Source organism: Nitrospirillum amazonense (genome assembly GCF_007828035.1).
In the GTDB taxonomy this organism is placed as follows: domain Bacteria; phylum Pseudomonadota; class Alphaproteobacteria; order Azospirillales; family Azospirillaceae; genus Nitrospirillum; species Nitrospirillum amazonense.
In genome coordinates this window covers 626,806-653,168 of the sequence record NZ_VITV01000003.1, presented here as the reverse complement: position 1 = coordinate 653,168, position 26,363 = coordinate 626,806, and the positions used below count along the sequence as shown (strand labels likewise).

Sequence of the window (26,363 nt, the reverse complement as noted above, 5' to 3'; positions counted from 1 at the left end):
CGTCACTTGTCGCCGGTATAGGCGGCTCGGCATTCGCCCACGTTGGCGCAATTCAGGGACTGGGCGCCCGCAACGGTGCCGGTGTTCGCGGTGTTGTTGCGGGTCAGGCGGTCGCCCCGGCTGACCGGCGGCGGCTCAGGGGCGTAGATGCCTTTCAGCCGGCCGTATTCCTCATCATGGAAGGCCTTCACCTCTTCCGGCGAGGGCAGGAAGCTGGGGGTGACGATGATATCCTCGCCCATGGTCGCGTCTTGGCCCGGGTTCGTCGCCGGCCCGGCGGCCACCGGGGCGCCGCTCTGCGCCCGGGCCGCGCCCGGCGACAGGGCGGCCGCGAGCACAAGCGCGAGCCAGCCCGCGCTTGTGATCGATCGCAATGTCATGATCAGCCCCCTTGGGTCAGCTAGGTATCTCAGCTTCGTATCAAGGCGTCGTCGTCACCGCCGCACTCCGCCACCGCCTTCTGCCAGAAATGCCAGGCGATGTAGGGCGCCAGGGTCAGCAGCAGGTTGATGGCGATGTGGCGCAGGCAGTCGTTCAGGCCGGGCCAGGGCGTGGCCAAGGCGAAGCGGATTTCCAGTTCCATGATGCCGTGCGGATCGGCGGGCCGGATGAAGTCCAGGGTGCCGCTGCCGCCGATGATGCCCACGATCAGCATGGCGACGCTGGGCCACAGCGCCGCCATGCGCTGGCGGGTGGCCATCCAGGCGAAGACGGCCGCCAGGGCCAGGGGCAGGACCAGGCCGTGAACATAGGTGATGGTGGCGAAGGCGCTGTCGAACCAGTCGGGCAGCACGGGCCGGGCGTCCGGCGTGGGGCGATGCGTTTCCACGATGGCGGCGACGGCGGCGATGGCCAGCCCGTATGTCATCGCCACGCCCAGCATCGACCCCAGGCCGTAGACCGCCCAGGGTGCCCGGGCGCCCCAGGACCGGAAATCGCCGCGCGCCACCATCGCGCGGACTAGGTCGTCGGCCGTGCCCAGGCGGGCCAGGGCGCGGCTGTGCGCCTCCTCCGGCGCCAGGCCGGCGGCCAGTTCCTCGTCCGCCAGGTCGGCGGCGTGGTCGCGCAGTTCCGCGACATAGCGGCGGGCATGGCGGGGGGCGATGCCGGCGGTCAGCAGCCGGTGGCGCAGGGGGCCGAACATCTCAGGCATGTTGCACCCCGACCAAAATGGACTGGATGGCGCCGGTCAGGCGCGACCAGTTGCCGGCCAGGTCGTCCAGGCGCTGGGCGCCGGCGGCGGTCAGGGCGTAATAGACGCGGCTGCGGCCATTGACCGTCTTGCGGCTTGAGGACAGGGCGCCGTCGCGTTCCAGCGCATGCAGCACCGGATAGATCACGCCCTCGCCCAGGGCGATGGCGTCGCGGCTGCGCTCCCGGATGGCCTGGACCAATTCATAGCCGTACATCTCCTTCTCCCGCACCAGGCGCAGGATCAGCAGCTCGGGCACGCCGCTCATGAAGTTGGAATTGTTCTCTGCCATGGGACGTCTCTTGTCTCAGGTCTCGATCAGGTGGCCATGCTCCGGGCCGCCGGGGCTTTGGGGGACGGCCTTGCGCCAGATGTGCCAGGCCAGGTAGGGCGCCAGGGTCAGCAGCAGGATCGCGGCGATGTGCCCCAGTGCTGTGTTCAAGTTCACGTAGGGGCAGATGAAGGACCAGCCGATCACCAGCTCGACATAACCATCCGGCACCTTAGGCAACTGCACCTCCGCCACACCGGCGCCGCCGACGATCCCGACGATCAGCAGCGCCACGCTGGGCCACAGGGCCGGCATGCGCTGGCGGGTGGCCATGACGGCGAGGGCGCCGCCGACCAGCAGCGGCAGCACTAGGTTGTGCAGATAGCCCAGGGTCATGGTCGCGGCACCGAACCAAGGGGGCAGTATCGGATGGGCGCCGGGGGCGGGGCGATGCGCCACTAGGATGCCGACGATGGCGCCCAAGGCTAGACCATAGGTGGCCAGGACGCCCAGCAACGGGGCGACGCCATATACCGCCCACGGCGCGCGGGCGCTCCAGGATCGGAATTCACCGCTCTGCAGCAGGGCCTGGGCCAAGACCTCTTGCCCGCCCAGGCGCTTGAGCGCCAGCGCCTGCGCCTCCCGCAAGGGCAGGCCCGCGGCCATCTCCTCCGCCGTCAGGTCGGCCGCATGCTCCCGCAGTTCCATGACGTAGCGGTGCGCATGGCGGGGGGCGACACCGGCCGTCAGCAGGCGTTCACGCAGGGCGTGGAACAGGTCGGACATGCGCGTCTCCGGGGGCGAGGAGCGACGGCGCACCCAGGCGCCGGTCAATACCTTGCAGCGCGAGGTATAATGCCTTGCGCCACAAGGTATGGCAAGAGCCATCCGCCATGGCTGCCCCGCCATTGCATGTTACCGGTATCAGGCCTACATTCCCGATCGTGACCGTTGATGCCGCACGCCCTCGAATGGCCCAGCTAAAAGGCACGTCCACCGGGGAAGTGTGGATTTATCGTACAAATTTGGCTAACAAGGGGCGGCGCCCCGGCAACAGGCCACCCGTCGGGGGGCCACCAGAGGGATAGGAACACCAGATGTCTTTGCACGGTAAGCTGCTGATCGGCAGTGCCCGCGTCGCCACCGACGCCACCTTCACCGCCATCGATCCCGCCACCAACGGGGCTCTGGACACCGCCTTCGCTCAGGGTGGCCCCGACCATGTGGCCCAGGCCTGCGCGCTGGCTTGGGAGGCCTTCGACACCTTCCGTGAAACCAGCCTGGAAGTGCGGGCCAGCCTGCTGGAAAAGATCGCCGACAACATCCTGGCCCTGGGCGACGCCCTGCTGGAGCGTGTCGGCCAGGAAAGCGGCCTGCCGCGCGCCCGCCTGGAAGGCGAGCGGGGCCGCACCATGGGTCAGCTGCGCCTGTTCGCCAGCGTGGTGCGCCAGGGTGATTGGCTGGGCGTGCGCGTGGACCCGGCCATGCCGGAGCGCAAGCCGCTGCCCCGCGCCGACCTGCGCCTGCGCCACATCCCGGTGGGCCCGGTCGCCGTGTTCGGCGCCAGCAACTTCCCCTTGGCCTTCTCCGTGGCCGGTGGCGACACCGCCTCGGCCCTGGCCGCCGGCTGCCCGGTGGTGGTGAAGGGCCATCCCGCCCACCCCGGCGCCAGCGAGATGGTGGGTGAGGCCATCGCCGCCGCCGTCAAGGAACTGGGCCTGCCCGAGGGCGTGTTCAGCCTGCTGAGCGGCACCACCAACGAGTTGGGCGGCGCCCTGGTCGCCGACCCGCGCATCAAGGCCGTGGGTTTCACCGGCTCCCGCGCCGGCGGTCTGGCCCTGGTGCGCATTGCCCAGAGCCGTCCGGAGCCCATCCCCGTTTATGCGGAGATGAGCAGCATCAACCCGGTGCTGCTGATGCCCGCCGCCCTGAAGGCGCGTGCCGAGGCCCTGGGCCAGGCTTTCGTCGGTTCCCTGACCATGGGTGCCGGCCAGTTCTGCACCAACCCCGGCCTCATCATCGCCGTCGAGAGCCCCGACCTGGAGCGTTTCATCGCCGCCGCCACCGAGGCGATCGGCAAGACCACGCCCTTGGTCATGCTGACCCCCGGCATCGCCAAAGCCTACAAGCAGGGCGTGAAGGCCCTGGCCGACAGCCCCAGCACCACCATCCTGGCCCAGGCGGCCGAGGGCGAGGGCAACACCTGCTCCGGCGTGCTGTTCAGCGTGACGGCGGCCGACTTCCTGGCCGACCCGGCCCTGGCGCACGAGGTCTTCGGCTCGTCCTCCGTCATCGTCCGCTGCCCGGACATCGACGCGGTGAAGGCGGTGCTAGAAGGCCTGGAAGGCCAGCTGACCGCCACGCTGCACCTGGATGAGGCGGACTATGACGCCGCCGCCACCCTGCTGCCCACGCTGGAACGCCGTGTGGGCCGCATCCTGGCCAACGCCTGGCCGACGGGTGTCGAGGTTTGCCATTCCATGGTGCACGGCGGCCCGTACCCGGCCACCTCCGACTCCCGCACCACCTCGGTGGGCACGCTGGCCATCGACCGCTTCCTGCGCCCGGTCTGCTACCAGGACCTGCCGGATGCGCTGCTGCCGGCGGCGGTGAAGCATGGTAATCCGCTGGGCCTGAACCGCCGCGTCGACGGCGTGGTGCAGCCCGGCAAGTAAGTCGCCACGGGGGGCGGGCCGGAAACGCGGCCCGCCCCTTTTTTATAAAAATCAGGGGAGCTCAAGAGCGCATGTCACCGATCAAGATCGGCCTGGTGGGCGTGGGCAAGATCGCCCGCGACCAGCACCTGCCCGTCATCGCCGCCAATTCGGATTATGACCTGGTGGCGGTGGCCAGCCGCAATGCCACGCTGGACGGCGTGGACAGCTACGGCAGCCTGGACGCCCTGCTGGACGCCCGGCCGGAGATCGAGGCCGTCGCCCTCTGCACCCCGCCGCAGGGCCGCCATGCCCTGGCCCGCCACGCGCTGGAGCGTGGCGTCCATGTGCTGCTGGAAAAGCCGCCGGGGGCCACCCTGGCCGAGGTGCACGACCTGGTTGGCCTGGCCAAGGAAAAGGGTCTGGCCCTGCTGGCCACCTGGCATTCCCGGTACGCCCCGGCGGTGGAACCTGCCCGCGCCTGGCTGGCGGGCCGCACGCTGAAATCGGTGTCGGTGTCGTGGAAGGAAGACGTGCGCCATTGGCACCCGGGCCAGGAGTGGATCTGGCAGCCGGGTGGCCTGGGCGTGTTTGATCCCGGCATCAACGCCCTGTCCATCATCACCCACATACTGCCGCGTGCCCTGGTGCTGAAGGCCGCCACGCTGGAATTCCCGGCCAACCGCCAGGCCCCCATCGCGGCCCAGCTGGACTTCCAGGACCTGTCCGGCGTGCCGGTGCGGGCGGAGTTCGACTGGCGCCAGACCGGCCCCCAGAGCTGGGACATCGTGGTGGAGACCACGGATGGTACCCTGGCGCTGAACCGTGGCGGTGCCGCCATGAGCATCGACGGCGTCGCCCATCTGGAAGAACCGGAGGCGGAATACGCCAACCTCTACGCCCTGTTCAGCCGCCTGGTGCGCGACCGCCAGGTGGATGTGGACCTGGCCCCGCTCAGCCATGTGGCCGATGCCTTCCTGTGCGGTCACCGCGTGCTGGTGGAAGAGTTCCACGACTAAGCCCGACTGCTGCGGTTCCAGGGTCCGAGAAAGCCGGCAGCGCCCCCGCCGGCTTTTCATTGGTGTGAAAGCGCTTGGAGGGAACGGTGGAGCCATCCACGACTTCTGGAAGGTGTCGGGAATATCCATGACATCTACGATCCAGATGAATGCGAGAACCGTCGTGCTGTCGGTAGCTATGGCACGGTCTTTCCGACCTATGACGCTGATCTTTTTCAGCCGTCTTCGCTCAAGGTCGTAATGATCGCCAGCGCTCATACTTCGGACGATAAGCTCCCGCCGGCGATGTGGGGGTTCCACACTTTGCCCAGAACTGGTGACAGGCCGGCAGCAACGGCGTAGCCTCATGCATGGCGGGTAGGGCGTCCCTCCAGCGGCTAGCCGCTAGGATCAAGTGCGGTGCCATGAAGAGCGGGGCCTCATGAGCAATCAGCCAGCACAGTTGTCAAATCTAGTTTGCGGGTTCGCGAAACGAATCGTGGTAATATGCGGATTATTGACTCTAAATTCCGCCGCAATGGCTGAAGAGAACTGTGCAGGTGCTAATATATTGAGCGCTGACTGGGCATCAGATTGGAGCGATAAAAATCTGGAAAGTGTGTTGGCGTTGTATTCGTCAGATGCGATATTCCTGCCGAGTTCGCATGAGCGCTGGGCCGGTCTTACGGAAATTCGCCAAAATTTCGCGGCCCTACAGGAAAAATTTGCACCTGACATTCATCTGAAGAGCCTTGTCTGCGAAGCCTCCGGTGATCTCGCTTACGATAGTGGGCAATACGAAGAAGTATTACTGCCAATAAAAGGTGGGCCGGTGATGCACTTCAGTGGTGATTACCTTTTCATCTTTCGGCGCGAAGCATCTGTGTGGAAAATTCTAGAGCAAACTTTCACGGTCTACGATCCGAAGAATCTGTAATTTCATGAGCGGCTCCTGGCTTTAACAAAAAAGGTGATCGCCTCTTTTGATAAAGGGATTGCGCTCGCTGAACAGAACGGCAGTGCCAATCCGGAAACATTGCGCAAGCATCTCGCACGGCTGTCGTCGCAGGAGGTTCAAAGACAGTTAGGGCAATCGCGTCGCCATCAGCCTGCTGCTAGACCTGTCCTTCAATCCGAGGCTCGCGGCGGAATACAACCGCATCCGCGGACTTCGTCATCCCCATTGGGGAAAAGGAAAAGGCGGCGGCGCTTCCTTGGGCGCCGCCGCCTTTTCCTGTCCGCGCCTCAATGGTTGTCGCGCGGGATGCCGTTGGTCTGGGCCACGCGCTGGTACTTCACCGCCGGCTCCAGCACGGCACCGTCGCCCAGTTGGCCGACCATGCCGCGCTGGATTTCCTGCCACGGCGTCTGGCTGGCCGGGTACTGGTAGCCGCCGGCTGCCTCCAGCGCCTGGCGGCGGGCGGCCAGTTCGGCGTCGCTGATCAGGATGTTGGCAGTGCCGGCCTTGAGGTCGATGCGCACCCGGTCGCCCGTGCGCAGCAGGGCGATGGTGCCGCCGGCCGCCGCCTCCGGCGAGGCGTTCAGGATGGAGGGGGAGCCGGAGGTGCCGGACTGCCGGCCGTCGCCGATGCAGGGCAGGGCGGTGATGCCCTGCTTGATCAGGTAGGCGGGCGGCCGCATGTTCACCACCTCGGCGGCACCCGGGTAACCCACCGGGCCGGCGCCGCGCATGAACAGCAGGGTGTGGGCGTCGATGCCCAGGGCCGGGTCGTCGATGCGGTGGTGGTAATCCTCCGGCCCGTCGAACACCACGGCCCGGCCCTCGAAGGCGTCGGGGTCGTCGGGGTTGGACAGGTAGCGGTCGCGGAACTCATCCGAGATCACGCTGGTCTTCATGATGGCGTTGTCGAACAGGTTGCCGCGCAGCACCAGGAACCCGGCATCCTTCTTCAAGGGCTGATCGAAGGGACGGATGACGTCGGGCAGCTTGATCTCGGCATCGCGGCAATTGTCGCCGATGGTCTTGCCGTTGGCGGTCAGCGCGCCTTCGTGGATCAGGCCCTGTTTCATCAGTTCCGCCACCACGGCCGGCACGCCGCCGGCGTGATGATAATCCTCACCCAGGTATTCGCCCGCCGGCTGCAGGTTCACCAGCAGCGGCACCTTGTGGCCATGGGTCTGCCAATCCTGAAGTTCCAGGTCCACGCCGATGTGCCGGGCGATGGCCGCCAGATGGATGGGGGCGTTGGTGGAACCGCCGATGGCGGAGTTCACCACGATGGCGTTCAGGAAGGCCTCGCGCGTCATGATATCCGACGGCTTCAGGTCCTCGTTCACCATCTCCACGATGCGCTTGCCCGTCTCATAGGCGATCTGCTGGCGCTCGCGGTAGGGGGCGGGGATGGCGGCCGACCCCGGCAGTTGCATGCCCAGCACCTCGGCCAGGCTGTTCATGGTCGTGGCCGTGCCCATGGTGTTGCAATAACCGGTGGAGGGGGCGGAGCTGGCCACCAGCTCGATGAACTTGCGCTGGTCGATCTCGCCAGCCGCCAGCATCTGGCGGGCCTTCCACACGATGGTGCCGGAACCGGTGCGCTCGCCATTGTGCCAGCCGTTCAGCATGGGGCCGACGGACAGGGCGATGGCCGGGATGTTGACCGTGGCGGCGGCCATCAGGCAGGCGGGCGTGGTCTTGTCACAGCCGATGGTCAGCACGACGCCGTCCAGCGGGTAGCCGTGCAGCAGTTCCACCAGGCCCAGGTAGGCCAGGTTGCGATCCAGGCCGGCCGTGGGACGCTTGCCGGTTTCCTGGATGGGATGGACGGGGAATTCGATGGCGATGCCGCCGGCTTGGCGGATGCCCTCGCGCAGGCGCTGGGCCAGCACCAGGTGGTGACGGTTGCAGGGGCTGAGGTCCGACCCCGTCTGGGCGATGCCGATGATGGGCATGCCCGACTGCAGCTCATCCAGGGTCAGGCCGTAGTTCAGGTAGCGCTCGAGATACAGCGCCGTCATGTCCGGGTTGTCGGGGTTGTCGAACCAGGCGCGGGACCGCAGTTTGGGCTTGCCGTTGGAAGGATCGGACGACGTCATTGCAGGGCTTTCTTCAGGAATGCGGTCAAGGCGTTGAATGGGAAGGCGGGGGAACTTCAGGCGGCGTCGGGGTCGGGCAGGTCCAGCCGGCCGAACCCGGAATCGATGACGGCCAGCATGGCGTGCGCGGCGGCCGCGCTGTCGCCCGCCTCGATGGCGTCGGCGATGGCGGCGTGGCTGTCGACCACCTCCTGCTGCAGGACGGTTTCATCCACGGGGGACGAGAGCGAGAACGAGGCCAGCAGCGCCGCCTCGATCACCGCCGCCAGCGACCGCATCATGGGGTTGCCTGAGGCGGCGCTGACCGCGACGTGGAAGGCCAGGTCCGCTTCCGCGAAGCTGCGGCGGTTGTGTCCGGGCTCCGCCATGCGGGCGACGGCGCGGCGCATGTCGGCCAGCTGTTCGGGTGTGCGGCGCTTGGCCGCCAGGGCGGCGGCCCGCGGCTCCACCGCGCTGCGCATCTCATAAAGGTGGCGGCGCATGGCGTCGTCCAGGCCCAAGCTCACGCGCCAGGACAAGAGGTCGGCATCGAAGAAGTTCCAATGCGTCGGGTCCTGCACCTTGGTGCCCACCCGCGTCTTGGAGACGACCAGCCCCTTGGCCGCCAGGGTTTTCATCACCTCCCGCAACACCGTGCGCGAGATCTGGAAGCGGACCAGCAGGTCCGGCTCCGGCGGCAGGTTCACGCCCACGGGCAGGGCGCCGCTCAGGATCTCCATGCCCAGGGTACGCACGATCTGTTCATGGTGCGACAGGGGGCGTTCAGGCGATGACCAGGTCGAGAGGGTCATGGGCGCGGCTCAGCTGGCGGACGGCGCGGCGGCGCCGGAGGAGGGACGGGAGGCGGGGGCCGACGTGGCCTGATTGGGTGTGTTGGGCGCGGCGGGACCTGCCCCCGACCGGCCATACCGGGCAGAGGCCACCAAAATCAAGCGTTGTACGGCGATGAACAGGAAGAGCAGCGCCCCGATGGCGATTTTGGTCCACCAGCTGGACAGCGTGCCGTCGAAGGTGATCCAGGTCAGGATCAGCCCCTGGATCAGCACGCCGATGAAAGAGCCGGCCACGCCACCCACGCCGCCGGTCAGCAGCGTGCCGCCGATGACCACCGCCGCGATGGCGTCCAGCTCCACCCCGGTGCCCGTCAGGGCATAGCCGGACCGGGTGTAGAGGGAGAAGACGATGCCGGCCAGCGCCGCCATCAGACTGCAGAAGGCATGCACCAGGATCGTGGTGCGCCCGGTGTTGATGCCCATCAACTGGGCGAAATGGCCGTTGCCGCCCAGCGCGAACACCCGCGCGCCGAAGCGTGTGCCGTGCAGCAGGATACCCCCGGCCAGGAAGGTCAGCAGCATGATGCCGGCCACCAGCGTCAGCCGGCCGCCCCCGGGCAGGGTCAGGGCTGCGGCTGCGAGGGTGTCGTAGGCGGCGTTGTGGATGGGGATGGAATCGGTGCTGATCAGCAGGGCGCAGCCCCGGGCGAGGAACATGGCCGTCAGGGTGACGATGAAGGCCGGCGCCTTCAGGTAATGGATGGCGGCACCCACGCCGGTGCCGAACAGGCCACCCAGCGCCAGCACCAGGGCGAAGGCCAGCGCCGGGGGCAGGCCGGCGCCCTCGATCAGGCGGGCTAGCGCCACCGTGGTCAAGCCCATGACGGCGCCCACCGACAGGTCGATGCCGCCGGCCACCACCACCACGGTCATGCCGACCGCCAGGATGCCCAGAAAGGCGTTGTCTGTCAGCAGGTTGCCCATGACGCGCAGGCCCAGCATGGCCGGATATTGGGCGGCGCAGACGGCATAGATCAGGACGAAGACCACCACCGTCGCCAGCAGCGGCAGGGTGCGGGTGTTCATGAAACGGCCCATCACGCCTGGGCCTCCTTATTCTTGAAGCGCGCCAGCAGGGACTGGGCCAACGGCCGGAAGGCGGGCGATTGCTGGGTCAGCACGGCGGCGACCACCAGCGCCATCAGCACCAGGTTCAACTCCGGCGGCAGGCCCGCCCGCAGGATGGCGGTACGCATGGCCTGCAAGACCAGGGCGCCCAGGACGGAGCGGCCAATGCTGAACCGCCCGCCATACAGGCTGGTGCCACCGATGACGACGGCCAGGATGGCGTCCAGCTCCAGCCACAGGCCGGCGTTGTTGGCGTCGGCCCCCTTGATGTCGGCCGTGGCGATCAGGCCGGCCAGCGCCGCCATCAGACCGGACCAGACATAGACGGCGCCCAGCACCAGGCTGGTATGGACGCCGGCCAGGCGGCTTGAGCGCGGATTGGTGCCCACCGCCTCAACGAACAGCCCCAGCGCGGTCGTCCGCACCAGCAGGCCGGTAAGGCCCGCGGCGGCCAGGGCCAGCACCACCGGCAGGGGCAGCGCCGCCAGCGTCGCGCCGGCCACGGCGATCAGGTGCGGCTCGGTGAAGGTCAGGATGCGGCCCTCGGTGATCAGCTGGGCGATGCCGCGTCCGGCCACCATCAGGATCAGCGTGGCGACGATGGGCTGCAGGCGGAACACCGCGACCAGCAGCCCGTTCCACAGGCCGCAGACCAGGCCGGTGGCCAGCGCCGCCAGGATGGCCAGTGGCCAAGCGAGGCCGGCGTTCACGCCCGCCGCCGCGACGGCGCCGGATATCGCCATGATGACGCCCACCGACAGATCGATACCGCGCGTGGCGATGACCGGGGCCATGCCCACGGCCAGCAGCATGACGGGCGCCCCCCGGTTCAGGATGTCGATCAGGCCGCCGAACAGCCGCCCGTCCTGCAGGCGCAAGTCCAGGAAGCCCGGTGCCACGAAGACATTGACCAGCAGCGCCAGCACCAGCAGCGCCAGCTGTGGCCGCGCGGCTTTCAGGCGGATCAGAATAAAGGCGCTCATGCCGCACCTTGGGTGTGATGGTCCGCCGCGATGGCGTTGACGATGGCGGCGGGGGTGATGGAGTCCCCCTCCAGCAGGCCGGCGGGGGCGCGATCGCGCATGACCAGCACCCGGTCGGAGTAGGCGGCCACTTCCTCGATCTCGGACGAGATGACGTAGAGGGCCATGCCCCTGTCCCGCAGGTCCTCCAGCAGGCGCACGATTTCGGCATGGGCGCCCACGTCGATGCCGCGCGTGGGCTCATCCAGGATCAGCAGGCGGGGTTCGGTGGCCAGCCAGCGGGCCAGCAATGCCTTCTGCTGGTTGCCGCCCGACAGCAGCTGGATGGGCTTTTCCGCATCCGGCGTGCGGATGTCCAGCAGCTTGATGTAGCGGTCGGCCAACTCATGCTGTTGCGCCGTGGACAGCCGTCGCCACCAGCCGCGCTTGGCCTGCAGGGCCAGCACGATGTTCTCGCGGATGCTGAGGCCGGCGACGATGCCGTCCAGCTTGCGATCCTCCGGGCAAAAGCCGAAACCCAGGCGGATGGCGTCGCGCGGGCTGCGCAGGGTGACGGCCTTGCCGTCGACCAGCAGCTGGCCCTGGTCGGCCGTCTCCACCCCGAACAGCAACAGGGCGGTTTCCGTGCGGCCGGAGCCCAGCAGCCCGGCGGCCCCCAGCACGGCGCCAGCGTGCAGCGCCGCGTCGAAAGCCCCCACCAAGCGGCGCCGGCCCAGGCCTTCCGCCCGCACCAGCGGGGCGCCGGCGGGGATGGCCGCGGCCGGGCGGCGGCTCAGGTGGCTTTCCGCCGTGGGTGTCTTGCCCAGCATCATGGCCACCAGGTCCAGGCGGGGCAGGTCGGCGGTCCGCCGCTCCCCCACCAACCGGCCGTTGCGCAGCACGGTGATGCGGTCGGTCAAGGCATAGACCTGATCCAGGAAATGGGTGACGAAGACGATGGCCAGGCCCTGGTCGCGCAAGACGCGCAGCAGGGTGAACAGGGTCTGCACCTCCGCCGTGTCCAGGCTGGCGGTGGGCTCGTCCAGGATCAGCACCTTGGCCGACAGGTCGACGGCGCGGGCGATGGCGATCAGCTGTTGCACGGCGGTGGAGAAATCCGACAGCGGCCGGCTGGCGTCGATGGCCAGGCCGAAGCGGCGCAGCAAGGCGCCGCCTTCCCGATTCATGCGCGACCGGTGCACCAGGCCCCAGCGCGTGGGCTCCCGTCCCAGGTACAGGTTCTGCGCCACCGACAGGTTGGGCAGCAGCGTGATCTCCTGATAGACGGCGGCGATGCCGGCCTTCACCGCACCGCCGGGCCCGTCCGGGTCGATCGCCACGCCGTCCACGGTGATGGTGCCGCCGTCACGCGGCTGGGCCCCCGTCAGCAGGTTGATCAGGGTGGACTTGCCGGCGCCGTTCTCCCCCAGCAGGGCATGGATTTCCCCCGCGCGCAGGGTCAGGTCCACGCCGTCCAGGGCGCGCACGCCGGGGTATTGCCGGGTCAGGCCCCGGGCCGCCAGCACCACCGGGGGTGGGGTGACCGCCATCAGTACAGATCCTTGCGACGGGCGTATTCGGCGGCGGCGGTGTCGGGCTCATACAGCTTGGACGGCGTCTGCACCCACTTGGGCGGCGGGGCGTGGTCCTTGCGGTAGGCCAGCAGGATGTCGTAGGCGCGCGGCGCCATGTCCGGGGCCAGTTCCACCGTGGCGTTGGCATCGCCGTCGGCCATGGCCTTGAAGATATCGGGCACACCGTCGATGGACACGGTCAGGATGTCGGTACCCGGCTTCAGGCCCGCCTCCTTGATGGCCTGGATGGCGCCGATCATCATGTCGTCGTTGTGGGCATAGACGGCGCAGATGCTGCCCGGCGCCTCGGCCTTCAGGAAGCCCTCCATGACCTCCTTGCCCTTGGCGCGGGTGAACTCGCCCGACTGGGTGCGCACCAGGTGCAGGTTGGGGGCGGTCGCGATGGCCTCCTCGAAGCCCTTCTTGCGGTTGGCCACCAGGCTGGCGCCCACCGTGCCCTGGATTTCCACGATGCGGCAATCGCGGCCCTGCACCTTGCCCGCCAGCCAGCGGCCGGCCACGCGCCCCTCCTCGATGGTGTCGGAGGTGACGGCCGTCAGGTAGAGGTCGACGTTGGGTGTGTCGATCTGCCGGTCCAGCAGGATGACGGGGATGTTGGCGGCCTTGGCCTCGCCCAGCACCTCATCCCAACCGCTGGAGACCACGGGGGCCAGCAGGATGGCGTCCACGCCCTGCGCGATGAAGGAACGCACGGCCTTGATCTGGTTTTCCTGGCGCTGCTGCGCGTCGGAGAATTTCAGGGTGATGCCCCGCTGCTCCGCCCCCTGGCGGGCCAGCTTGGTCTCCGCGGCGCGCCAGCCGGATTCCGACCCGATCTGGGAAAAGCCCACCGTCAGGCCCTTCTTGTCGCCGCTGTCGCATCCGGCCGCCAGGCTGCCCAGCAGCACCGCCGTTCCGATACCCAGCATCCGACGCGCCAGACCCTGGCGAGAGATTTTCCGGCTTCCCAGCAGCGTTTTCATATCCATCCCTGTCTCATGTTCACCCCGTCGGGGCCGTCCGCCGACTATCCTTTCCAGGAGATGGCGGGCGTTTGTTATGGGTCATATGATATTATTTATGGGGGCTACTCAAGCCCCTTTGCATTCCCGGACGTCGCCCCTCTTGTGACGAAGTCGCTTGCCCCCGAAAAGGCTTGGACTAGACAGAAATAGTATTATTAAATGAGCACGTCCAGCCCTCTGGTGCCGTCATCCCGGCAGGGTGGACCACAGTCACGCAAAACAATCGTCAGGGAAACACCCATGGTCCTGCGTCTCCTCCAATATATCGACGCCACGGGCGCCCGTGCCGTCGCCGCCCGCCACGATGATGGCCCGGCGCACACGGTGCCGGGCGTCGCCAGCGTCTATGAGCTGGCGCAGCGGGCCATCGCCGCAGGCGTGGCCTTGGCGGCGGCGGTCGAGGCGGCGGGCGTGGGCGGTTCCGTGGACTTGGCCGCCCTGGTGGCCGAGGGCCGCCTGCTGGCGCCGCTGGACCATCCCGATACCGCCCACCTGCTGGTCACCGGCACGGGCCTGACCCACCTTGGGTCGGCGGAGGGCCGGGACAAGATGCACAAGGATCTGGCCGATCCCGCCAAGCAGACCGATTCGATGCGCATGTTCCGCCTGGGGCTGGAGGGTGGCAAGCCGGCCGCCGGGCAGGTGGGGGCACAGCCGGAATGGTTCTTCAAGGGGGACGGCAGCATCGTCACGGCGCCCGAGGCGCCGCTGGCTTCCCCCGCCTTCGCCCTGGACGGCGGGGAGGAGCCGGAGATCGTGGGCCTCTACGTCATCGGGCCGGACGGCACGCCCTTCCGCCTGGGCTACGCCCTGGGCAACGAGTTTTCCGACCATGTGACGGAGCGGCAGAACTATCTCTATCTGGCGCATTCCAAGCTGCGGCCCTGCTCCTTCGGGCCGGAACTGCTGGTGGGGCCGCTGCCGGCCGACATCCGGGGGGCGACGCGTATCGTCCGCGACGGCCAGGTGGCGTGGGAGAAGCCCTTTCTGTCGGGTGAGGCCAACATGTGCCACAGCCTGGCCAACCTGGAACACCACCACTTCAAATACGCCGGCTTCCGCCGCCCCGGCGATGCCCATGTCCACTATTTCGGCACCGCCACCCTGTCGTTCAGCGACGGCTTCACCACTCGGCCGGGCGACCGGTTCGAGGTGGAGGCTGTACCCTTCGGCCTGCCGCTGCGCAACCCGCTGACGGTGAAGGAAGCGGAAGCGGTGACCGTGACGGCGCTGTAGCCCGCGACTGCGGGTGCCGGAGATTTCTGGGGAGCCGAAGGCGGACTGGAAATCGAGCCAAGGCCACGGATGTGGCCGCCCGGCGCCTGAGGGGGCATTTGAGCGGTCACGATCAAATGCCGCACGTATAAGCGCCACGCCCGCGCACCGGTGCCCATCCTAAGCCGGATGGGTGATTTTTACGGCGACACCTTTGCAACCGCCCTCCCCACCGGGGAGGGCGGCTTTTGGCGTCTGTCTGTCGCGACGCGAGTTAACTATTTGAAGTAGCCCAAAGTTTGGTCGCCGCTGATGCGTCGGCGACACACTTTCGAATAAATCATACGATATACGATATAAGATATTTGACAGGTCCGTGGCATTTGCGGGACGGTTGTTCAGCGCGCACTAACGGGGGTGCGCGGTCTGGGAGATAAGAATGCAAAAGATTCATGCGAAGTCCGCCCCCGGGTCGGTGCTCCGCTCGGGCCGCGCGTCGGTCCTGGCGGCGGGGGCCGCCATGGTGGCATTGATGGCGGGTGGCCAGGCGCTGGCCCAGTCCGTCGATGACCTGCAGGAAATCGTCATCACCGGTTCGCGCATCAAGCAGGCGAACCTGACGACGGCCAGCCCCCTGACCACGGTGGGGTCGCAGGACCTGCAGTATCAGGGCACGACCAATATGGTGGACGCCCTGAACCGTCTGCCGCAGGTGACGGCGGACGCCAACGATAACGTGTCCAACGGCGCCGACGGCACGTCGCGCGTCAACCTGCGCAACCTGGGTTCCAACCGTAACCTGGTGCTGATCGACGGCCAGCGCATGCTGCCGCCGGAAACCGCCGACATCAACTTCATCCCCACCGCGATGGTGGACCGGGTGGATGTGGTCTCGGGTGGCGCCTCGGCGGTGTACGGTTCCGACGCCGTGTCGGGTGTCGTGAACTTCATCCTGCGCAAGAACCTGGATGGCGTGCGCGCCGACGTGCAGTACAGCATCGCGCAGCACGACAACGGCAACACCGCCCTGCGGTCCCTCAGCCAGGCCAAGAACTTCACCACCGCGCCCAGCGAGGTGTGGGACGGCATCAAGAAGGACATCAGCGTCGCCGCCGGCACCAACTTCGACGGCAAGAAGGGCAACGTCACGCTGTTCGCCGGCTATCACTATTCCATGCCGGTGACGCAGAATAAGCGTGACTATTCCAACTGCGACCTGAACCTGAAGGACGCCAACACCTTCATCTGCGGCGGCTCCAGCAACAACGCCTATGGCCTGTTCTATCCGCTATCGGGCCCCAACGCGAACACCACCCTGGTGAACGCCAAGGACGGCAGCAAGACCTGGGTGCCGTACAACAGCAGCTTCGCCTACAACTACACGCCTACCAACTACATCCAGCGCACCGACAAGCGCGAGACCGGCGGCCTGGCCGCCCACTATGAATTTGCCAAGGAAATCGAAGCCTACGGCAACTTCATGTACATGAACGACCACAGCTTCTCGCAGGCGGCACCGTCCGCGCTGTTCCAGGGCACGACGTTCAACATCAACTGCAACAACCCGCTGATGTCGTCGGCCCAGGCGTCCACGCTGTGCGGCGCCGACGCCGGCACCAACACCGATGCGCAGACCTTTATCGGTTACCGTCTGACCGGCCCCGGCAGCCAGCCGCGCCGTGACGACCTGCGCCATATCGATTACCGCTTCACCGGCGGCTTCCGCGGCGAGGTGTGGGACGGCTGGAGCTACGACGCCAACTTCCTGTGGTCCAAGGCCATCCTGAACGAGACCTACATGAACAACGTCGACAACACCAAGGCGCAGCGCGCCCTGGAGGTCGTCAACGTGAACGGCGTGCCCACCTGCAAGTCGGTGATCGACGGCACCGATCCGACCTGCGTGCCCATCAACGTCTTCCAGTACAACGGTATCAGCCAGGCCGGTTACAACTACCTCTATTCCCCCAGCCATACCCATGGCGCCCAGACGGAAAAGGTGGGCAGCCTGGCCATCAACGGCGACCTGGAGCAGTACGGGATCAAGAGCCCGTGGGCCAAGAAGGGGGCGGCCATCGCCCTGGGCTTCGAACACCGCGAGGAAACGCTGCTGTTCGAGGCGGATCAGGTGGCCCAGGCCAACGGTACCCTGCCGTCCCACGGCAGCATCAGCGTGGATGAAGGCTACGGCGAACTGCAGTTCCCCATCATCCAGGACAAGCCCCTGGTCGAGGAACTGCTGTTCAACACCGGCTACCGCTACTCCAAGTACGACTACCTGGACGGCGGCGTCAGCACCTACAAGTTCGAGCTGCAGTACGCCCCGGTCAGCGACGTCCGCTTCCGGGGCAGCTACAACCGCGCCGTCCGTGCCGCCAGCATCTCCGAACTGTTCGCGCCGACCACGCTGGGCAACGTCGCGGCGGTGGATCCCTGCTCCGGCTCCAGCCCGACGGCCTCGGCGGCCCAGTGCGCCCTGACCGGCGTCACCTCGGCCCAGTACGGCCACATCGCCGACTGCCCCTCGGCCGTCTGCGTCACCCAGGGCGGCGGCAACAGCGCGCTGAAGCCGGAAACGGCGGACACCTTCACCGCCGGCGTGGTGCTGACCCCGACCTTCATTCCCAACTTCTCCGCCACGCTGGACTACTACACCATCAAGGTTGACGGCTACATCTCGGCGCTGGACGCCCAGACGGTCATCAACCAGTGCGTCCAGACCGCCAATCCGTACTTCTGCGGCCTGTTCCACCGCGCCAAGGGCTCGGGCGTGCTGTTCGGCACCGACGGCTACATCATCGCCGGCAACCAGAACACCGGTCACCTGCAGACCTCGGGTGTCGACATCGACGTGTCCTACAAGCTGGCCTTGGAAGACGTCGTCAACCGTAACTGGGGCGACCTGGACTTCAACCTGACGGGCAGCGTGTTGCTGACCCGTGAGACCCAGCCGCTGCCCAGCCTGGGCACCTATGACTGCACCGGCCTGTTCGGGCCGACCTGCGGCCAGCCCAACCCGCGGTGGCGCCACCAGTTGCGCACCACCTGGTCCAGCCCGTGGGTCCCGGCCACGGTGTCCGTGAACTGGCGCTTCATCGGCCCGACGTCGCTGTCCAGCAACACGGCCAACGACTTCCTGGCCTCCGACTTTGTCGGCATCAACGCCAAGCTGCCGTCGTACAGCTACTTCGACCTGGCGATGACCTACAAGATGACCGACTACCTGTCGCTGCGCGCGGGTGTGAACAACATCCTCGATCGCGACCCGCCGGCCATTGCCTCCAGCCTGCTCAGCAGCTTCGGCAACGGCAACACCTATCCGGGTGTCTACGACCCGCTGGGCCGCACCATCTTCGTCGGTGCGACGGTGGAGTTCTAAGGCCTGGGCCTGGAACGCATATATCCCCGCCCGGGTGGTCCCGGGCGGGGTTTTTTGTTGGAAAGCGGGCCTTCCGCGCCACAAAATGTCGTTTGAAACGGCTAGGGCAGTTAAGGTGTTGACGCCCGCGCTGATCGGTGTCCAAACAGCTTTCAGCCGACATGCGTCGCCCCAGGGCAAGGGGGCGGGGCCCCTCAGGGAAAAGGTCGGCGGCGGGGGCTAAAACACGTTCTAGATGGGGACTGCTTTATGACGTTCTGGACGCGCCGTAAGGCGTTGGACGCTTTGGCGCACGTGGACCAAAGCCGGCAGTTGCGCAAGACCTTGAGCTGGCCGCACCTGGTGGCCCTGGGCATCGGCGGCATCATCGGCACGGGCATCTATACCCTGACCGGCATCGGTGCCGAGCGCGCCGGCCCCGCCGTCATCCTGGCCTTCGCCGCCTGCGGCATCCTCTGCGCCTTCGCGGCCCTTACCTACGCCGAAATGGCCACCATGATGCCGGCGGCCGGCAGCGCCTACACCTACACCTACTCGGTACTGGGCGAGGGGTTGGCCTGGATCATCGGCTGGTCCCTGGTGCTGGAGTATGCCGTCACCTGCAGCGCCGTGGCGGTGGGCTGGTCCGGCTATATGGTCGGTCTGCTGGAAAGCATGGGCATCCATTTGCCCAAGGAACTCATCGCGGGACCTTATGCCGGCGGTATCGTCAACCTGCCGGCCATCGTCATCACCGCGCTGGTCACGGCGCTGCTGGCAAAGGGTGCGAAGGAAAGCGCCACGGTCAACATCGCCCTGGTCGCCATCAAGATCATCGCCCTGGCGGTGTTCGTCGGCCTGACGGTGTTCAGCCTGGTGCCGGAGAACTTCACCCCGTTCATGCCCTATGGCTTCGTCTCCCACATGGACGACGCCGGCCACGTGCGTGGCGTGATGGCGGCGGCGGCCATCGTTTTCTTCGCCTTCTTCGGCTTCGACGCCGTGTCGACCTCGGCGGAAGAGGTGAAGAACCCTGGTCGTGACCTGACCATCGGCATCCTGGGGTCCATGGTCATCTCCACCATCATCTATATGATCGTGGCCGCCTGCGCCGTGGGCGCCTGGCCCTTCGCCGAATTCGCCGCCAGTGGCGAGCCGCTGGCCTTCATCCTGCGCAGCCTGGGCCATCCGGGTGCGGCCTGGGCCATCGGGGCCGCCGCCATCGTGGCCCTGCCCAGCGTCATCCTGGTGATGATGTTCGGCCAGACCCGCGTGTTCTTCGTGATGTCGCGTGACGGCCTGCTGCCGCGCGGCCTCAGCGACCTGGGCGCCGACCGCCGCTCGCCCGTCAAGGTGACCCTGCTGGTCGGTCTGTTCGTGGCCCTGTTCGGCGGCTTCCTGCCGCTCGCTACCATCGCGGAGCTGTCGAATGCCGGAACGCTGGCGGCCTTCATCTCCGTCTCGGTCTGCGTCATGGTCCTGCGCGTGACCAAGCCGGACATGCCGCGCCTGTTCCGCTGCCCCGCCGTCTGGGTGGTGGCCCCGCTGGCGGTCATCGGCTGCCTCTACTTCCTCTACTCCCTGCCCGGCACCACGCTGCGCAACTTCGCCATCTGGCACGTGATCGGCCTGGTGATCTACCTGGGCTACAGCCGCCGGGCCAGCCTGCTGAACAAGACTGTGTAAGGCGCTGACCCGTAAACGAAAAGGCCGCCAACCCCCCGGGCGGCGGCCTTTTCTTTTGTCGACTGGCGCCCTTATTTCCGCCGCGCCTCGCCCCAGGCCTTGGCCTGTTTGATGTAGTCCGCCATGGCGGCGCGTTCCTTGGTGAAGGTGTCGTCGACCACGGTGATGGTGGGGATGGCGCGCTGGTGGGGCGGGATCTCGGGCTTGTAGGTGCCGAAGCCCGCCTCGTGCACGCCGGTGCTGCCCCGGCCGGGGGCCGGGCGGCTCAGATGCTGATAGCTGCGGACATAGCCGTCATAAGCCGCCGGGGCCAGGGCGTAGCGCGTGACATGGCTCATGGGGATGAAGGCCATCTGCGCGTCGTACAGCATCTCCCCCACCGGCGGGATGCCGGGGTGGCGCTGGGCCAGATCCTGCACCAGCAGGCGCGTGCCCTCATGCATGTCGGCCTTGGTGTTGTTGATGGCCGCCCCGGCGATGTCCAGGAAATAGCCGTCGACGCCGAACTGCCGGATGGTGGCGGAGATGCGCTCCCCCAACCAGCGGCGCCAGGACTCCACGCCCAGGTTCATGAAGGGCATCCAACCCTCCCCCGAGCGATCGTTGTCCCAGTCCACCCAGTTCAGGTCAAAGGAATCGCCGTCCACCCGCTCCGTCGTGGCGTCGGCGAACAGTTTGAACTCCTCCCACACCTTGTTGGCGCTGTTGGTGCCGAACATAGGGACGATGCGGAAGCCCAGCTTCTGCGCCTGGCTGACCAGGCGCTTGAAGCCCTCCGCCCCGCCCATGCGCGGGTCGGGCTGGTACAGGGGGTAATTCCAGTAATAGCGCCCGTCCCAGGCCGGCAGGAAGACCATGACGCGCTTCGGGTCGATCTGCGTGGCGGCCCAGCGCAGGATCTCCAGGATGCGGGCATAGTCGTTGAAGATGTAGCCGGTCCAGTGCGCGCCGTGGATGCTCAGCACCAGGTCGACCTCCCGCATCCACGCCGGCATATCCGGCCGGGTCGCCAGCGACGGGATGCCGTAGGTCTTTTCCACATGGGCGAAGTGCGGGGCGGCGGCGGCCGCGTAATCCGCCGCGGGTCCCACCCGCCACGGCGGGGTCGCCAGGCTGTTGGCTTTGGCCCAACCCTCGCCCTCATGGATCAGCTCGATGCGATAGCCATCCGGCCCCGGCTGGAAGAAGAAGCGGCAGGTCCGTACCGCCGTCTGCCGCGCCGACAGGGCGAAGTGACGGCCATCGGCGGCCTTCAGCACGGCCAGGGGTGTCGCCACCCCATGGAAGAAGTTGGGATATTCGAAGACCTTCTCGTCATCCTTCAAATCGGTGAAATCCTGGCCGGAGACGGAGATTTCACCGCGCGGCAGGCCGCGTACCACGGTGGTGATGGACTTTACCGGGAGTTGGGCCTCGGCCTTGGCCGTCCATTGCACCGTGCCGTCCGCCTCCACCATGAATTCGGCCACCAGCGTGCCCGGCGCCTTCTCCTGACCGCCGGCCCACAGCAGGCCGTCGCAGGTCAGCGAGGTGCGGTTACCGTCGCGCACCACACGCGTCACCGTGGGGTCGATGGCGTAGGCGTTCTCATACGTCTGCACCCGGAAGCCCATCAGCAAAGGGCCCACCTGCACCGACGCCTCGGGGAAATCGAAGCTGAACTGCAGCACCGCCTCGCCCCTGGCCGGGGTGTAGACGCCGCTGCGCGAGGTCAGCAGCTGCAGGTCCGGGCTGGGCGCGCCGGACGCCGCTGCCGCCGGGGCGGTGGCGGCCAGCGCCGCGGCGGTGCCGGCGCCGCTGGCCAGGAAGGCGCGGCGGGTTACGGGATGGGGCACGGATGACGTCTCCTGTTCCTGCTTGTTCTTTTCCGGCGGTGGTCGGTCCGCGAATGGTTTACAACCTCGCTGGCGCCGGATAGTACTATTATACGACTTAAAAACACCACAGGGAGTGCCTCCAGGAATGATCCGTGCTCTTCGCCCCGCCGGGCGCCTCGCCGCCGCCGTTCTGCTGGCGGGCACCGCCCTGGGCGGTACGATGGCCTTCGCCGCCGCCCCCTCGGCCACGGTGACCGTTCAGGCCGACCATCCCGGCCCGGTCATCGCCAAGGAGATCTATGGCCAGTTCGCGGAGCATCTGGGCACGCAGATCTACGGCGGCATCTGGGTGGGGCCCGACAGCCCCATCCCTAACATCCACGGTTACCGCAAGGACGTGGTGGAGGCGCTGAAGGCCTTGCATGTGCCGGTGGTGCGCTGGCCCGGCGGCTGCTTCGCCGATGAATACCATTGGCGCGACGGCATCGGCCCCAAGGAGCGCCGCCCCGTCATCGTGAACACCAACTGGGGCGGAGTGGAAGAGAACAACGCCTTCGGTACCCATGAGTTCATGGACTTCTCGGAACTGATCGGCGCCGGAACCTACGTCAACGGCAACCTGGGCAGCGGCAGCGTGCGCGAGATGGCCGACTGGGTCGCCTACATGACGGCGGACAACCACGGCAGCCTGGTGCAGGAGCGGCGGGCCAACGGCCGGGACAAGCCCTGGACGCTGAACTGGTTCGCCGTGGGCAACGAGGTCTGGGGTTGCGGCGGCAACATGACGGCGGATTACTATGCCGACCTGCTGCGCCAGACCCGCACCTTCCTGAAGCCGGGCGCCGGCCAGCCGACGAAGTTCATCGCCGTGGGTCCCAGCGATGACGACACCGCCTGGACCGAGACCATCATGGCGCGGGCGGCCAAGGAAATCGACGCGCTGTCCATGCACTATTACGACGTGGCCTCACTGAACAGCGTGCCCAAGGGCACCTGGAAGGTGAAGGGCTCCGCCACCGACTTCAATGAGACCGAATGGTTCGCCAGCATCTTCGGCGCCTACCAGATCGGCACCTACATCAGCCACCACAGCGCCATCATGGACAAGTACGACCCGGAGAAGCGGGTCGCCCTGGTGGTGGACGAATGGGGCACCTGGCACGACCCGACGCCGGGCAGCAACCCCGGCTTCCTGCAGCAGCAGAACACCGTGCGCGACGCGGTGGTGGCGGCGATCAGCCTGAACATCTTCCATGCCCATGCCGACCGCGTGCGCATGGCCAACATCGCCCAGATGGTGAACGTGCTGCAGGCCATGATCCTGACCGACGGGCCGCGCATGGTGCTGACGCCCACCTACCATGTCTTCGATATGTACAAGGGCTTCCAAGGCGCCACCAGCCTGCCCGTTGCGGTGACGGGGCCGGACTACAGCCAGGGCGGTCGCACCGTCCCCGCCGTCAGCGCCTCGGCCGGTCGCGGCACGGACGGCGTCACCCGCCTGGCCCTGACCAACGTCGATCCCAACAAGGCGGCCCCCGTGCAGGTGCGCCTGGCGGGCCTGAAGGCGGGCAAGGTGACGGGCCGTATCCTGACGGGCCCGGCCATGAACAGCGACAACACCTTCGACCATCCGCAAACGGTGGTGCCGACAGACTTCAGTGACGCCAAGCTGTCAAGCGACACCGTCAGTGTGACCCTGCCGGCCAAGTCTGTGGTCGTTTTGGAACTGAAATGACCAAGTGTGTCCTTGGCGTCCTGGCCGGTGTTCTTCTCACCAGCCAGGCGTGGGGCGCTGATCTGACGGGCGACTGGGTCTTCCAGGCCGCCCCGTCCTTCCCCCGTTTCACCAAGATGGTCATCCGCCAGGACGCGGGTGGCCTGCACGGCACCATCACGTCCGAATGGTATGGCGACCTGCCCATGCTGGACCTGAAGGCGACGGGGGAGGGCCCGGCGGGGGAAAGGTTGGTCTTCCATATCGACAACGGCAATCCCAAGCTGAAGCCCCTGGACCTGACCCTGGCGCCGGATGAGTCGGGCATTCGGTTGACCGGCCAGGTCTGGTACGAGAAGCAGGACGCCACCGCCCATCGCGCCACGGCGGCGGAGATGGCGGCCCTGGACTTTCCCACGTATCCGCTGCCCGCCCCGGCCCATGTGCCCAGCAACGGCCTGGCCCGCACCCCGCCCATGGGGTGGAGCAGCTGGAACAAGTTCGCCGAGGCCATCGACGACAAGACGGTGCGGGAGATCGCCGACGCCCTGGTGCGCAGCGGCCTGCGCGACGCCGGCTATGTCTATGTCAACATCGATGACGGCTGGCAGGGGGAGCGCGGCCCCGATGGCGTGCTGCATCCCAACGCCAAGTTCCCGGATATGAAGGCCCTGGCCGACTATGTCCATGCGCGGGGGCTGAAGCTGGGCATCTACAGTTCCCCCGGCCCCAAGAGCTGCGCCGGCTATGCCGGCAGCTACGGCCATGTGGAGCAGGATGCCCGCACCTGGGCGGAATGGGGCATCGACTACCTGAAGTACGACCTGTGCTCGGGCGAGGGCTTCTACCACACCGCCGATACGGTCCAGGCGGTGTATCAGCAGATGGGGGCGGCGCTGAACGCGACCGGCCGCCCCATCGTCTACAGCCTGTGCGAATACGGCCGCTTCGACGTGGGCGCCTGGGGCCGTGACGTGGGCGGCAACCTGTGGCGCACCACCGGGGACATCGAGGACAGCTACGCCAGCATGGCGACCATCGGCTTCGACAAGAACGGCGTGCCGCGTCACACCGGCCCCGGCGGCTGGAACGATCCGGACATGCTGGAGGTCGGCAACGGCGGCATGACGACCGAGGAGTATCGCACCCACATCAGCCTGTGGGCCATGATGGCGGCCCCCTTGCTGATGGGCAATGACGCCCGGTCCATGCCCCGGGACACGCTGGCCCTGCTGGGCAATGCCGAGGTCATCGCTATCGACCAGGATCCGCTGGGCCGCCAAGGCTTGCCGGTGCGCAAGCAGGACGGGACGGAGGTTTGGACCCGGCCCTTGGCCGACGGCTCGGTCGCCGTGGGCCTGTTCAACCGCACGGACAAGCCGATGGCCATGACCGCCGATTGGCCCGCCCTGGGCCTGGGGGATCATCCCAGCGTGCGCGACCTGTGGGCCCACCGCGGCGTGGCGCCGGGTGCCGCTCATACGGTGCCGGCGCACGGCGTGGTGCTGTTGCGCGCCACCCGGTAGGTGTTAGCGCTAACAGTGCCAGCGGATTTTCATTCGGGAAATGCTATGATGGGGCACGGCAGTTCGCCGCGACCCTCTCCCGACTGAATCCGCCGCATGAGCATTATCGTTCGCAGCCTGCCTGACCAGGCCTATGAAATCGTGCGGGAGCACATCCTGCTGGGCACCATGGCGCCGGGCACGGCGGTGCAGCAGGCGGCGGTGGCCAGCCAGCTGGGCATCAGCAAGATCCCCCTGCGCGAGGCCTTGGGCCGGCTGGAGCAGGATGGCCTGGTCACCTCCTTTCCCAACCGGGGCTATGTGGTGAACACGCTGACGGCGGAAGAGGCGACGGAGGTGTTCGCCCTGCGCCTGAAGCTGGAACCCGGGGCGACGGCGGATGGCGCCCGGCGCGCCACCCCGGCCGACCGCGAGCACGCCCGGGCCGAGCTGCTGGCGCTGGAGCGGGAGCAGGGGACCGCCGGCACCGGCCACGTCACCCACAACCGCGCGTTCCACATGGCGCTGATCCGCCCGGCGGGCGGCATCACCAGCCAACTGATGGAACGCCTGCACATCCTGTCGGAACGCTATGTCCGGGCGCACCTGGAACCCCAGGGCCGTGACGACAGGGCGCGGGACGAGCATCGCGCCCTGTTCGATGCCTGGATGGCCGGCGACGCCGCGGTGGTGGAGACGCTGACCGCCCGGCACATCCAGGGCACGCTGGAGGATTTGCAGCGTGAGCTCGCCGGCTGACCGGAACGCGGCGGGTGTGACCCCGCCGCGCTTGACGCCTCACGCTGCCACGGCCGTCACCTTCGGTGCCGCCTTCACCCAGGCGGGCTGTTCCCGCATGTGGTCCAGATAGCGGTTGATGTTGGGGAAGGGCGTCCAGTCAAAGGGCGTTACGCTGCGATAGCCCTCCAGGCAGACCAGGCCGTAGTCGGCCAGGGTGACGCCGTTGCCCACCAGGTAGGTGCGGCCGGCCAGGTGGCTTTCCAGCACGGGGGCGAAGCGGGCCAGATCCTGCTGGAAAAATGCCATGACCTCGGCCGCCGGCTCGCCCAGGCCATTGCGGGGCTTGATGATGCTTTCGAAGATCAGGGTGCCCCAGGCCTTGTTGAAATGCGCCTGCTCCCAGAACTGCCAGCGGGTGATGTCGGCGCGCACGGCGGGATCGTCCGGAAACAGGGATGAGCCGCCGGCCTTGGCCACCAGGTACTGGTTGATGGCGCAGCTCTCCCACAGCGTCAGGCCGCCGTCCACCAGCACCGGCACCATGCCGTTCGGGTTGAGGGCCAGGAAGCCGGGCTGCCGCGTTTCCTGCTTTGTGAAGTCCAGGGTGCGGACCTCGACCGTCAGGCCCAGGTGGTGGACGACGGCCAGGACCTTGCGGACGCTGGGGGAGCCGGGAAGGGTGTAGAGTTCCAT

The 26,363-nt window shown here is 67.3% G+C and carries 21 protein-coding genes; 9 read left to right on the top strand and 12 right to left on the bottom strand.

Annotated elements, in window-relative coordinates; all coding sequences use genetic code 11:
- Positions 1–2: 2 nt before the first annotated feature.
- The 4 genes from FBZ87_RS10765 to FBZ87_RS10750 are packed head-to-tail and all read right to left on the bottom strand — an operon-like array spanning position 3 to position 2,249.
- Positions 3–380 carry a hypothetical protein gene (locus tag FBZ87_RS10765; protein WP_145610307.1) on the bottom strand — a complete coding sequence of 126 codons (378 nt, stop codon included), beginning with the start codon at positions 378–380 and terminating at the stop codon, positions 3–5.
- 29 nt (positions 381–409) lie between these two features.
- On the bottom strand, positions 410–1,153 hold the full coding sequence (locus FBZ87_RS10760) for a permease prefix domain 1-containing protein (RefSeq protein WP_145610306.1): 744 nt from the start codon (positions 1,151–1,153) through the stop codon (positions 410–412).
- Positions 1,146–1,484, bottom strand: a complete 339-nt coding sequence (locus tag FBZ87_RS10755) for a PadR family transcriptional regulator (protein WP_145610305.1) — start codon at positions 1,482–1,484, stop codon at positions 1,146–1,148. Before FBZ87_RS10755 ends, FBZ87_RS10760 begins: the two co-directional genes overlap by 8 nt.
- 15 nt (positions 1,485–1,499) lie before the next feature.
- Positions 1,500–2,249 (bottom strand): hypothetical protein, encoded by a 750-nt coding sequence (locus FBZ87_RS10750; RefSeq protein WP_145610304.1) that lies wholly within the window; start codon positions 2,247–2,249, stop codon positions 1,500–1,502.
- A 311-nt stretch (positions 2,250–2,560) separates the two neighbouring features.
- Between FBZ87_RS10750 and FBZ87_RS10745 the strand changes: the two genes are divergently transcribed.
- From FBZ87_RS10745 to FBZ87_RS10735, 3 genes are all read left to right on the top strand, one after another.
- Positions 2,561–4,138 carry an aldehyde dehydrogenase (NADP(+)) gene (locus FBZ87_RS10745; RefSeq protein ID WP_145610303.1) on the top strand — a complete coding sequence of 526 codons (1,578 nt, stop codon included), beginning with the start codon at positions 2,561–2,563 and terminating at the stop codon, positions 4,136–4,138.
- Positions 4,139–4,209: 71 nt separating this feature from the next.
- Positions 4,210–5,136: a Gfo/Idh/MocA family protein gene (locus tag FBZ87_RS10740; protein ID WP_145610302.1), complete on the top strand. Its 927-nt coding sequence runs from the start codon at positions 4,210–4,212 to the stop codon at positions 5,134–5,136.
- 421 nt (positions 5,137–5,557) lie between these two features.
- The gene (locus FBZ87_RS10735; protein ID WP_145610301.1) at positions 5,558–6,052 is read left to right on the top strand and encodes a YybH family protein; all 495 of its coding nucleotides are present in this window, start codon (positions 5,558–5,560) and stop codon (positions 6,050–6,052) included.
- Positions 6,053–6,360: 308 nt separating this feature from the next.
- Here the strand turns inward: FBZ87_RS10735 and FBZ87_RS10730 are convergent, their stop codons facing one another.
- From FBZ87_RS10730 to ytfQ, 6 genes are read right to left on the bottom strand one after another with little or no spacing between them, the layout of a single operon-like run.
- Positions 6,361–8,169, bottom strand: a complete 1,809-nt coding sequence (locus FBZ87_RS10730) for an IlvD/Edd family dehydratase (RefSeq protein ID WP_145610300.1) — start codon at positions 8,167–8,169, stop codon at positions 6,361–6,363.
- 56 nt (positions 8,170–8,225) lie between these two features.
- A complete protein-coding gene (locus FBZ87_RS10725; RefSeq protein WP_145610299.1) occupies positions 8,226–8,960 on the bottom strand; it encodes a FadR/GntR family transcriptional regulator in 735 nt (244 codons plus the stop codon).
- 9 nt (positions 8,961–8,969) lie between these two features.
- Positions 8,970–10,040 carry a galactofuranose ABC transporter, permease protein YjfF gene (gene yjfF / locus FBZ87_RS10720; RefSeq protein WP_246134360.1) on the bottom strand — a complete coding sequence of 357 codons (1,071 nt, stop codon included), beginning with the start codon at positions 10,038–10,040 and terminating at the stop codon, positions 8,970–8,972.
- Positions 10,040–11,053 carry an ABC transporter permease gene (locus FBZ87_RS10715; RefSeq protein ID WP_145610298.1) on the bottom strand — a complete coding sequence of 338 codons (1,014 nt, stop codon included), beginning with the start codon at positions 11,051–11,053 and terminating at the stop codon, positions 10,040–10,042. The genes yjfF and FBZ87_RS10715 overlap by 1 nt, the downstream gene beginning before the upstream one ends.
- Entirely contained in the window at positions 11,050–12,582 is a 1,533-nt protein-coding gene (locus tag FBZ87_RS10710; protein WP_145610297.1) for a sugar ABC transporter ATP-binding protein, read from the bottom strand. Before FBZ87_RS10710 ends, FBZ87_RS10715 begins: the two co-directional genes overlap by 4 nt.
- Complete coding sequence (ytfQ, locus tag FBZ87_RS10705) at positions 12,582–13,535, bottom strand: galactofuranose ABC transporter, galactofuranose-binding protein YtfQ (RefSeq protein WP_145610296.1); 954 nt, start codon at positions 13,533–13,535, stop codon at positions 12,582–12,584. The genes FBZ87_RS10710 and ytfQ overlap by 1 nt, the downstream gene beginning before the upstream one ends.
- A 336-nt stretch (positions 13,536–13,871) precedes the next feature.
- Here ytfQ and araD1 point away from each other — a divergent pair, with 336 nt between their 5' ends.
- From araD1 to FBZ87_RS10690, 3 genes are all read left to right on the top strand, one after another.
- Complete coding sequence (gene araD1 / locus FBZ87_RS10700; protein WP_145610295.1) at positions 13,872–14,867, top strand: AraD1 family protein; 996 nt, start codon at positions 13,872–13,874, stop codon at positions 14,865–14,867.
- 418 nt (positions 14,868–15,285) lie between these two features.
- A complete protein-coding gene (locus FBZ87_RS10695) occupies positions 15,286–18,225 on the top strand; it encodes a TonB-dependent receptor domain-containing protein (RefSeq protein ID WP_246134340.1) in 2,940 nt (979 codons plus the stop codon).
- A gap of 249 nt (positions 18,226–18,474) precedes the next feature.
- Positions 18,475–19,890, top strand: a complete 1,416-nt coding sequence (locus FBZ87_RS10690; protein ID WP_145610293.1) for an amino acid permease — start codon at positions 18,475–18,477, stop codon at positions 19,888–19,890.
- 71 nt (positions 19,891–19,961) lie between these two features.
- On the opposite strand, the gene FBZ87_RS10685 is transcribed toward FBZ87_RS10690, so the two are convergent.
- Positions 19,962–21,725 carry an alpha-amylase family protein gene (locus FBZ87_RS10685; RefSeq protein WP_246134339.1) on the bottom strand — a complete coding sequence of 588 codons (1,764 nt, stop codon included), beginning with the start codon at positions 21,723–21,725 and terminating at the stop codon, positions 19,962–19,964.
- Between the two features lie 127 nt (positions 21,726–21,852).
- Here FBZ87_RS10685 and FBZ87_RS10680 point away from each other — a divergent pair, with 127 nt between their 5' ends.
- The 3 genes from FBZ87_RS10680 (at position 21,853) to FBZ87_RS10670 (ending at position 25,688) form a co-directional block, all read left to right on the top strand.
- Positions 21,853–23,445, top strand: a complete 1,593-nt coding sequence (locus tag FBZ87_RS10680; RefSeq protein ID WP_145610292.1) for an alpha-N-arabinofuranosidase — start codon at positions 21,853–21,855, stop codon at positions 23,443–23,445.
- Positions 23,442–24,950, top strand: a complete 1,509-nt coding sequence (locus FBZ87_RS10675) for a glycoside hydrolase family 27 protein (protein WP_246134338.1) — start codon at positions 23,442–23,444, stop codon at positions 24,948–24,950. The genes FBZ87_RS10680 and FBZ87_RS10675 overlap by 4 nt, the downstream gene beginning before the upstream one ends.
- Positions 24,951–25,046: 96 nt before the next feature.
- Entirely contained in the window at positions 25,047–25,688 is a 642-nt protein-coding gene (locus tag FBZ87_RS10670) for a GntR family transcriptional regulator (protein WP_145610291.1), read from the top strand.
- Positions 25,689–25,727: 39 nt separating this feature from the next.
- Here the strand turns inward: FBZ87_RS10670 and FBZ87_RS10665 are convergent, their stop codons facing one another.
- Positions 25,728–26,363 carry a glutathione S-transferase family protein gene (locus tag FBZ87_RS10665; RefSeq protein WP_145610290.1) on the bottom strand — a complete coding sequence of 212 codons (636 nt, stop codon included), beginning with the start codon at positions 26,361–26,363 and terminating at the stop codon, positions 25,728–25,730.

Coding starts and splice junctions, on each gene's coding strand:
- FBZ87_RS10765 (WP_145610307.1), bottom strand. CDS start 380: ATGACATTGCGATCGATCACAAGCGCGGGCTGGCTCGCGCTTGTGCTC.
- FBZ87_RS10760 (WP_145610306.1), bottom strand. CDS start 1,153: ATGCCTGAGATGTTCGGCCCCCTGCGCCACCGGCTGCTGACCGCCGGC.
- FBZ87_RS10755 (WP_145610305.1), bottom strand. CDS start 1,484: ATGGCAGAGAACAATTCCAACTTCATGAGCGGCGTGCCCGAGCTGCTG.
- FBZ87_RS10750 (WP_145610304.1), bottom strand. CDS start 2,249: ATGTCCGACCTGTTCCACGCCCTGCGTGAACGCCTGCTGACGGCCGGT.
- FBZ87_RS10745 (WP_145610303.1), top strand. CDS start 2,561: ATGTCTTTGCACGGTAAGCTGCTGATCGGCAGTGCCCGCGTCGCCACC.
- FBZ87_RS10740 (WP_145610302.1), top strand. CDS start 4,210: ATGTCACCGATCAAGATCGGCCTGGTGGGCGTGGGCAAGATCGCCCGC.
- FBZ87_RS10735 (WP_145610301.1), top strand. CDS start 5,558: ATGAGCAATCAGCCAGCACAGTTGTCAAATCTAGTTTGCGGGTTCGCG.
- FBZ87_RS10730 (WP_145610300.1), bottom strand. CDS start 8,169: ATGACGTCGTCCGATCCTTCCAACGGCAAGCCCAAACTGCGGTCCCGC.
- FBZ87_RS10725 (WP_145610299.1), bottom strand. CDS start 8,960: ATGACCCTCTCGACCTGGTCATCGCCTGAACGCCCCCTGTCGCACCAT.
- yjfF (WP_246134360.1), bottom strand. CDS start 10,040: ATGGGCCGTTTCATGAACACCCGCACCCTGCCGCTGCTGGCGACGGTG.
- FBZ87_RS10715 (WP_145610298.1), bottom strand. CDS start 11,053: ATGAGCGCCTTTATTCTGATCCGCCTGAAAGCCGCGCGGCCACAGCTG.
- FBZ87_RS10710 (WP_145610297.1), bottom strand. CDS start 12,582: ATGGCGGTCACCCCACCCCCGGTGGTGCTGGCGGCCCGGGGCCTGACC.
- ytfQ (WP_145610296.1), bottom strand. CDS start 13,535: ATGCTGGGTATCGGAACGGCGGTGCTGCTGGGCAGCCTGGCGGCCGGA.
- araD1 (WP_145610295.1), top strand. CDS start 13,872: ATGGTCCTGCGTCTCCTCCAATATATCGACGCCACGGGCGCCCGTGCC.
- FBZ87_RS10695 (WP_246134340.1), top strand. CDS start 15,286: ATGCAAAAGATTCATGCGAAGTCCGCCCCCGGGTCGGTGCTCCGCTCG.
- FBZ87_RS10690 (WP_145610293.1), top strand. CDS start 18,475: ATGACGTTCTGGACGCGCCGTAAGGCGTTGGACGCTTTGGCGCACGTG.
- FBZ87_RS10680 (WP_145610292.1), top strand. CDS start 21,853: ATGATCCGTGCTCTTCGCCCCGCCGGGCGCCTCGCCGCCGCCGTTCTG.
- FBZ87_RS10675 (WP_246134338.1), top strand. CDS start 23,442: ATGACCAAGTGTGTCCTTGGCGTCCTGGCCGGTGTTCTTCTCACCAGC.
- FBZ87_RS10670 (WP_145610291.1), top strand. CDS start 25,047: ATGAGCATTATCGTTCGCAGCCTGCCTGACCAGGCCTATGAAATCGTG.
- FBZ87_RS10665 (WP_145610290.1), bottom strand. CDS start 26,363: ATGGAACTCTACACCCTTCCCGGCTCCCCCAGCGTCCGCAAGGTCCTG.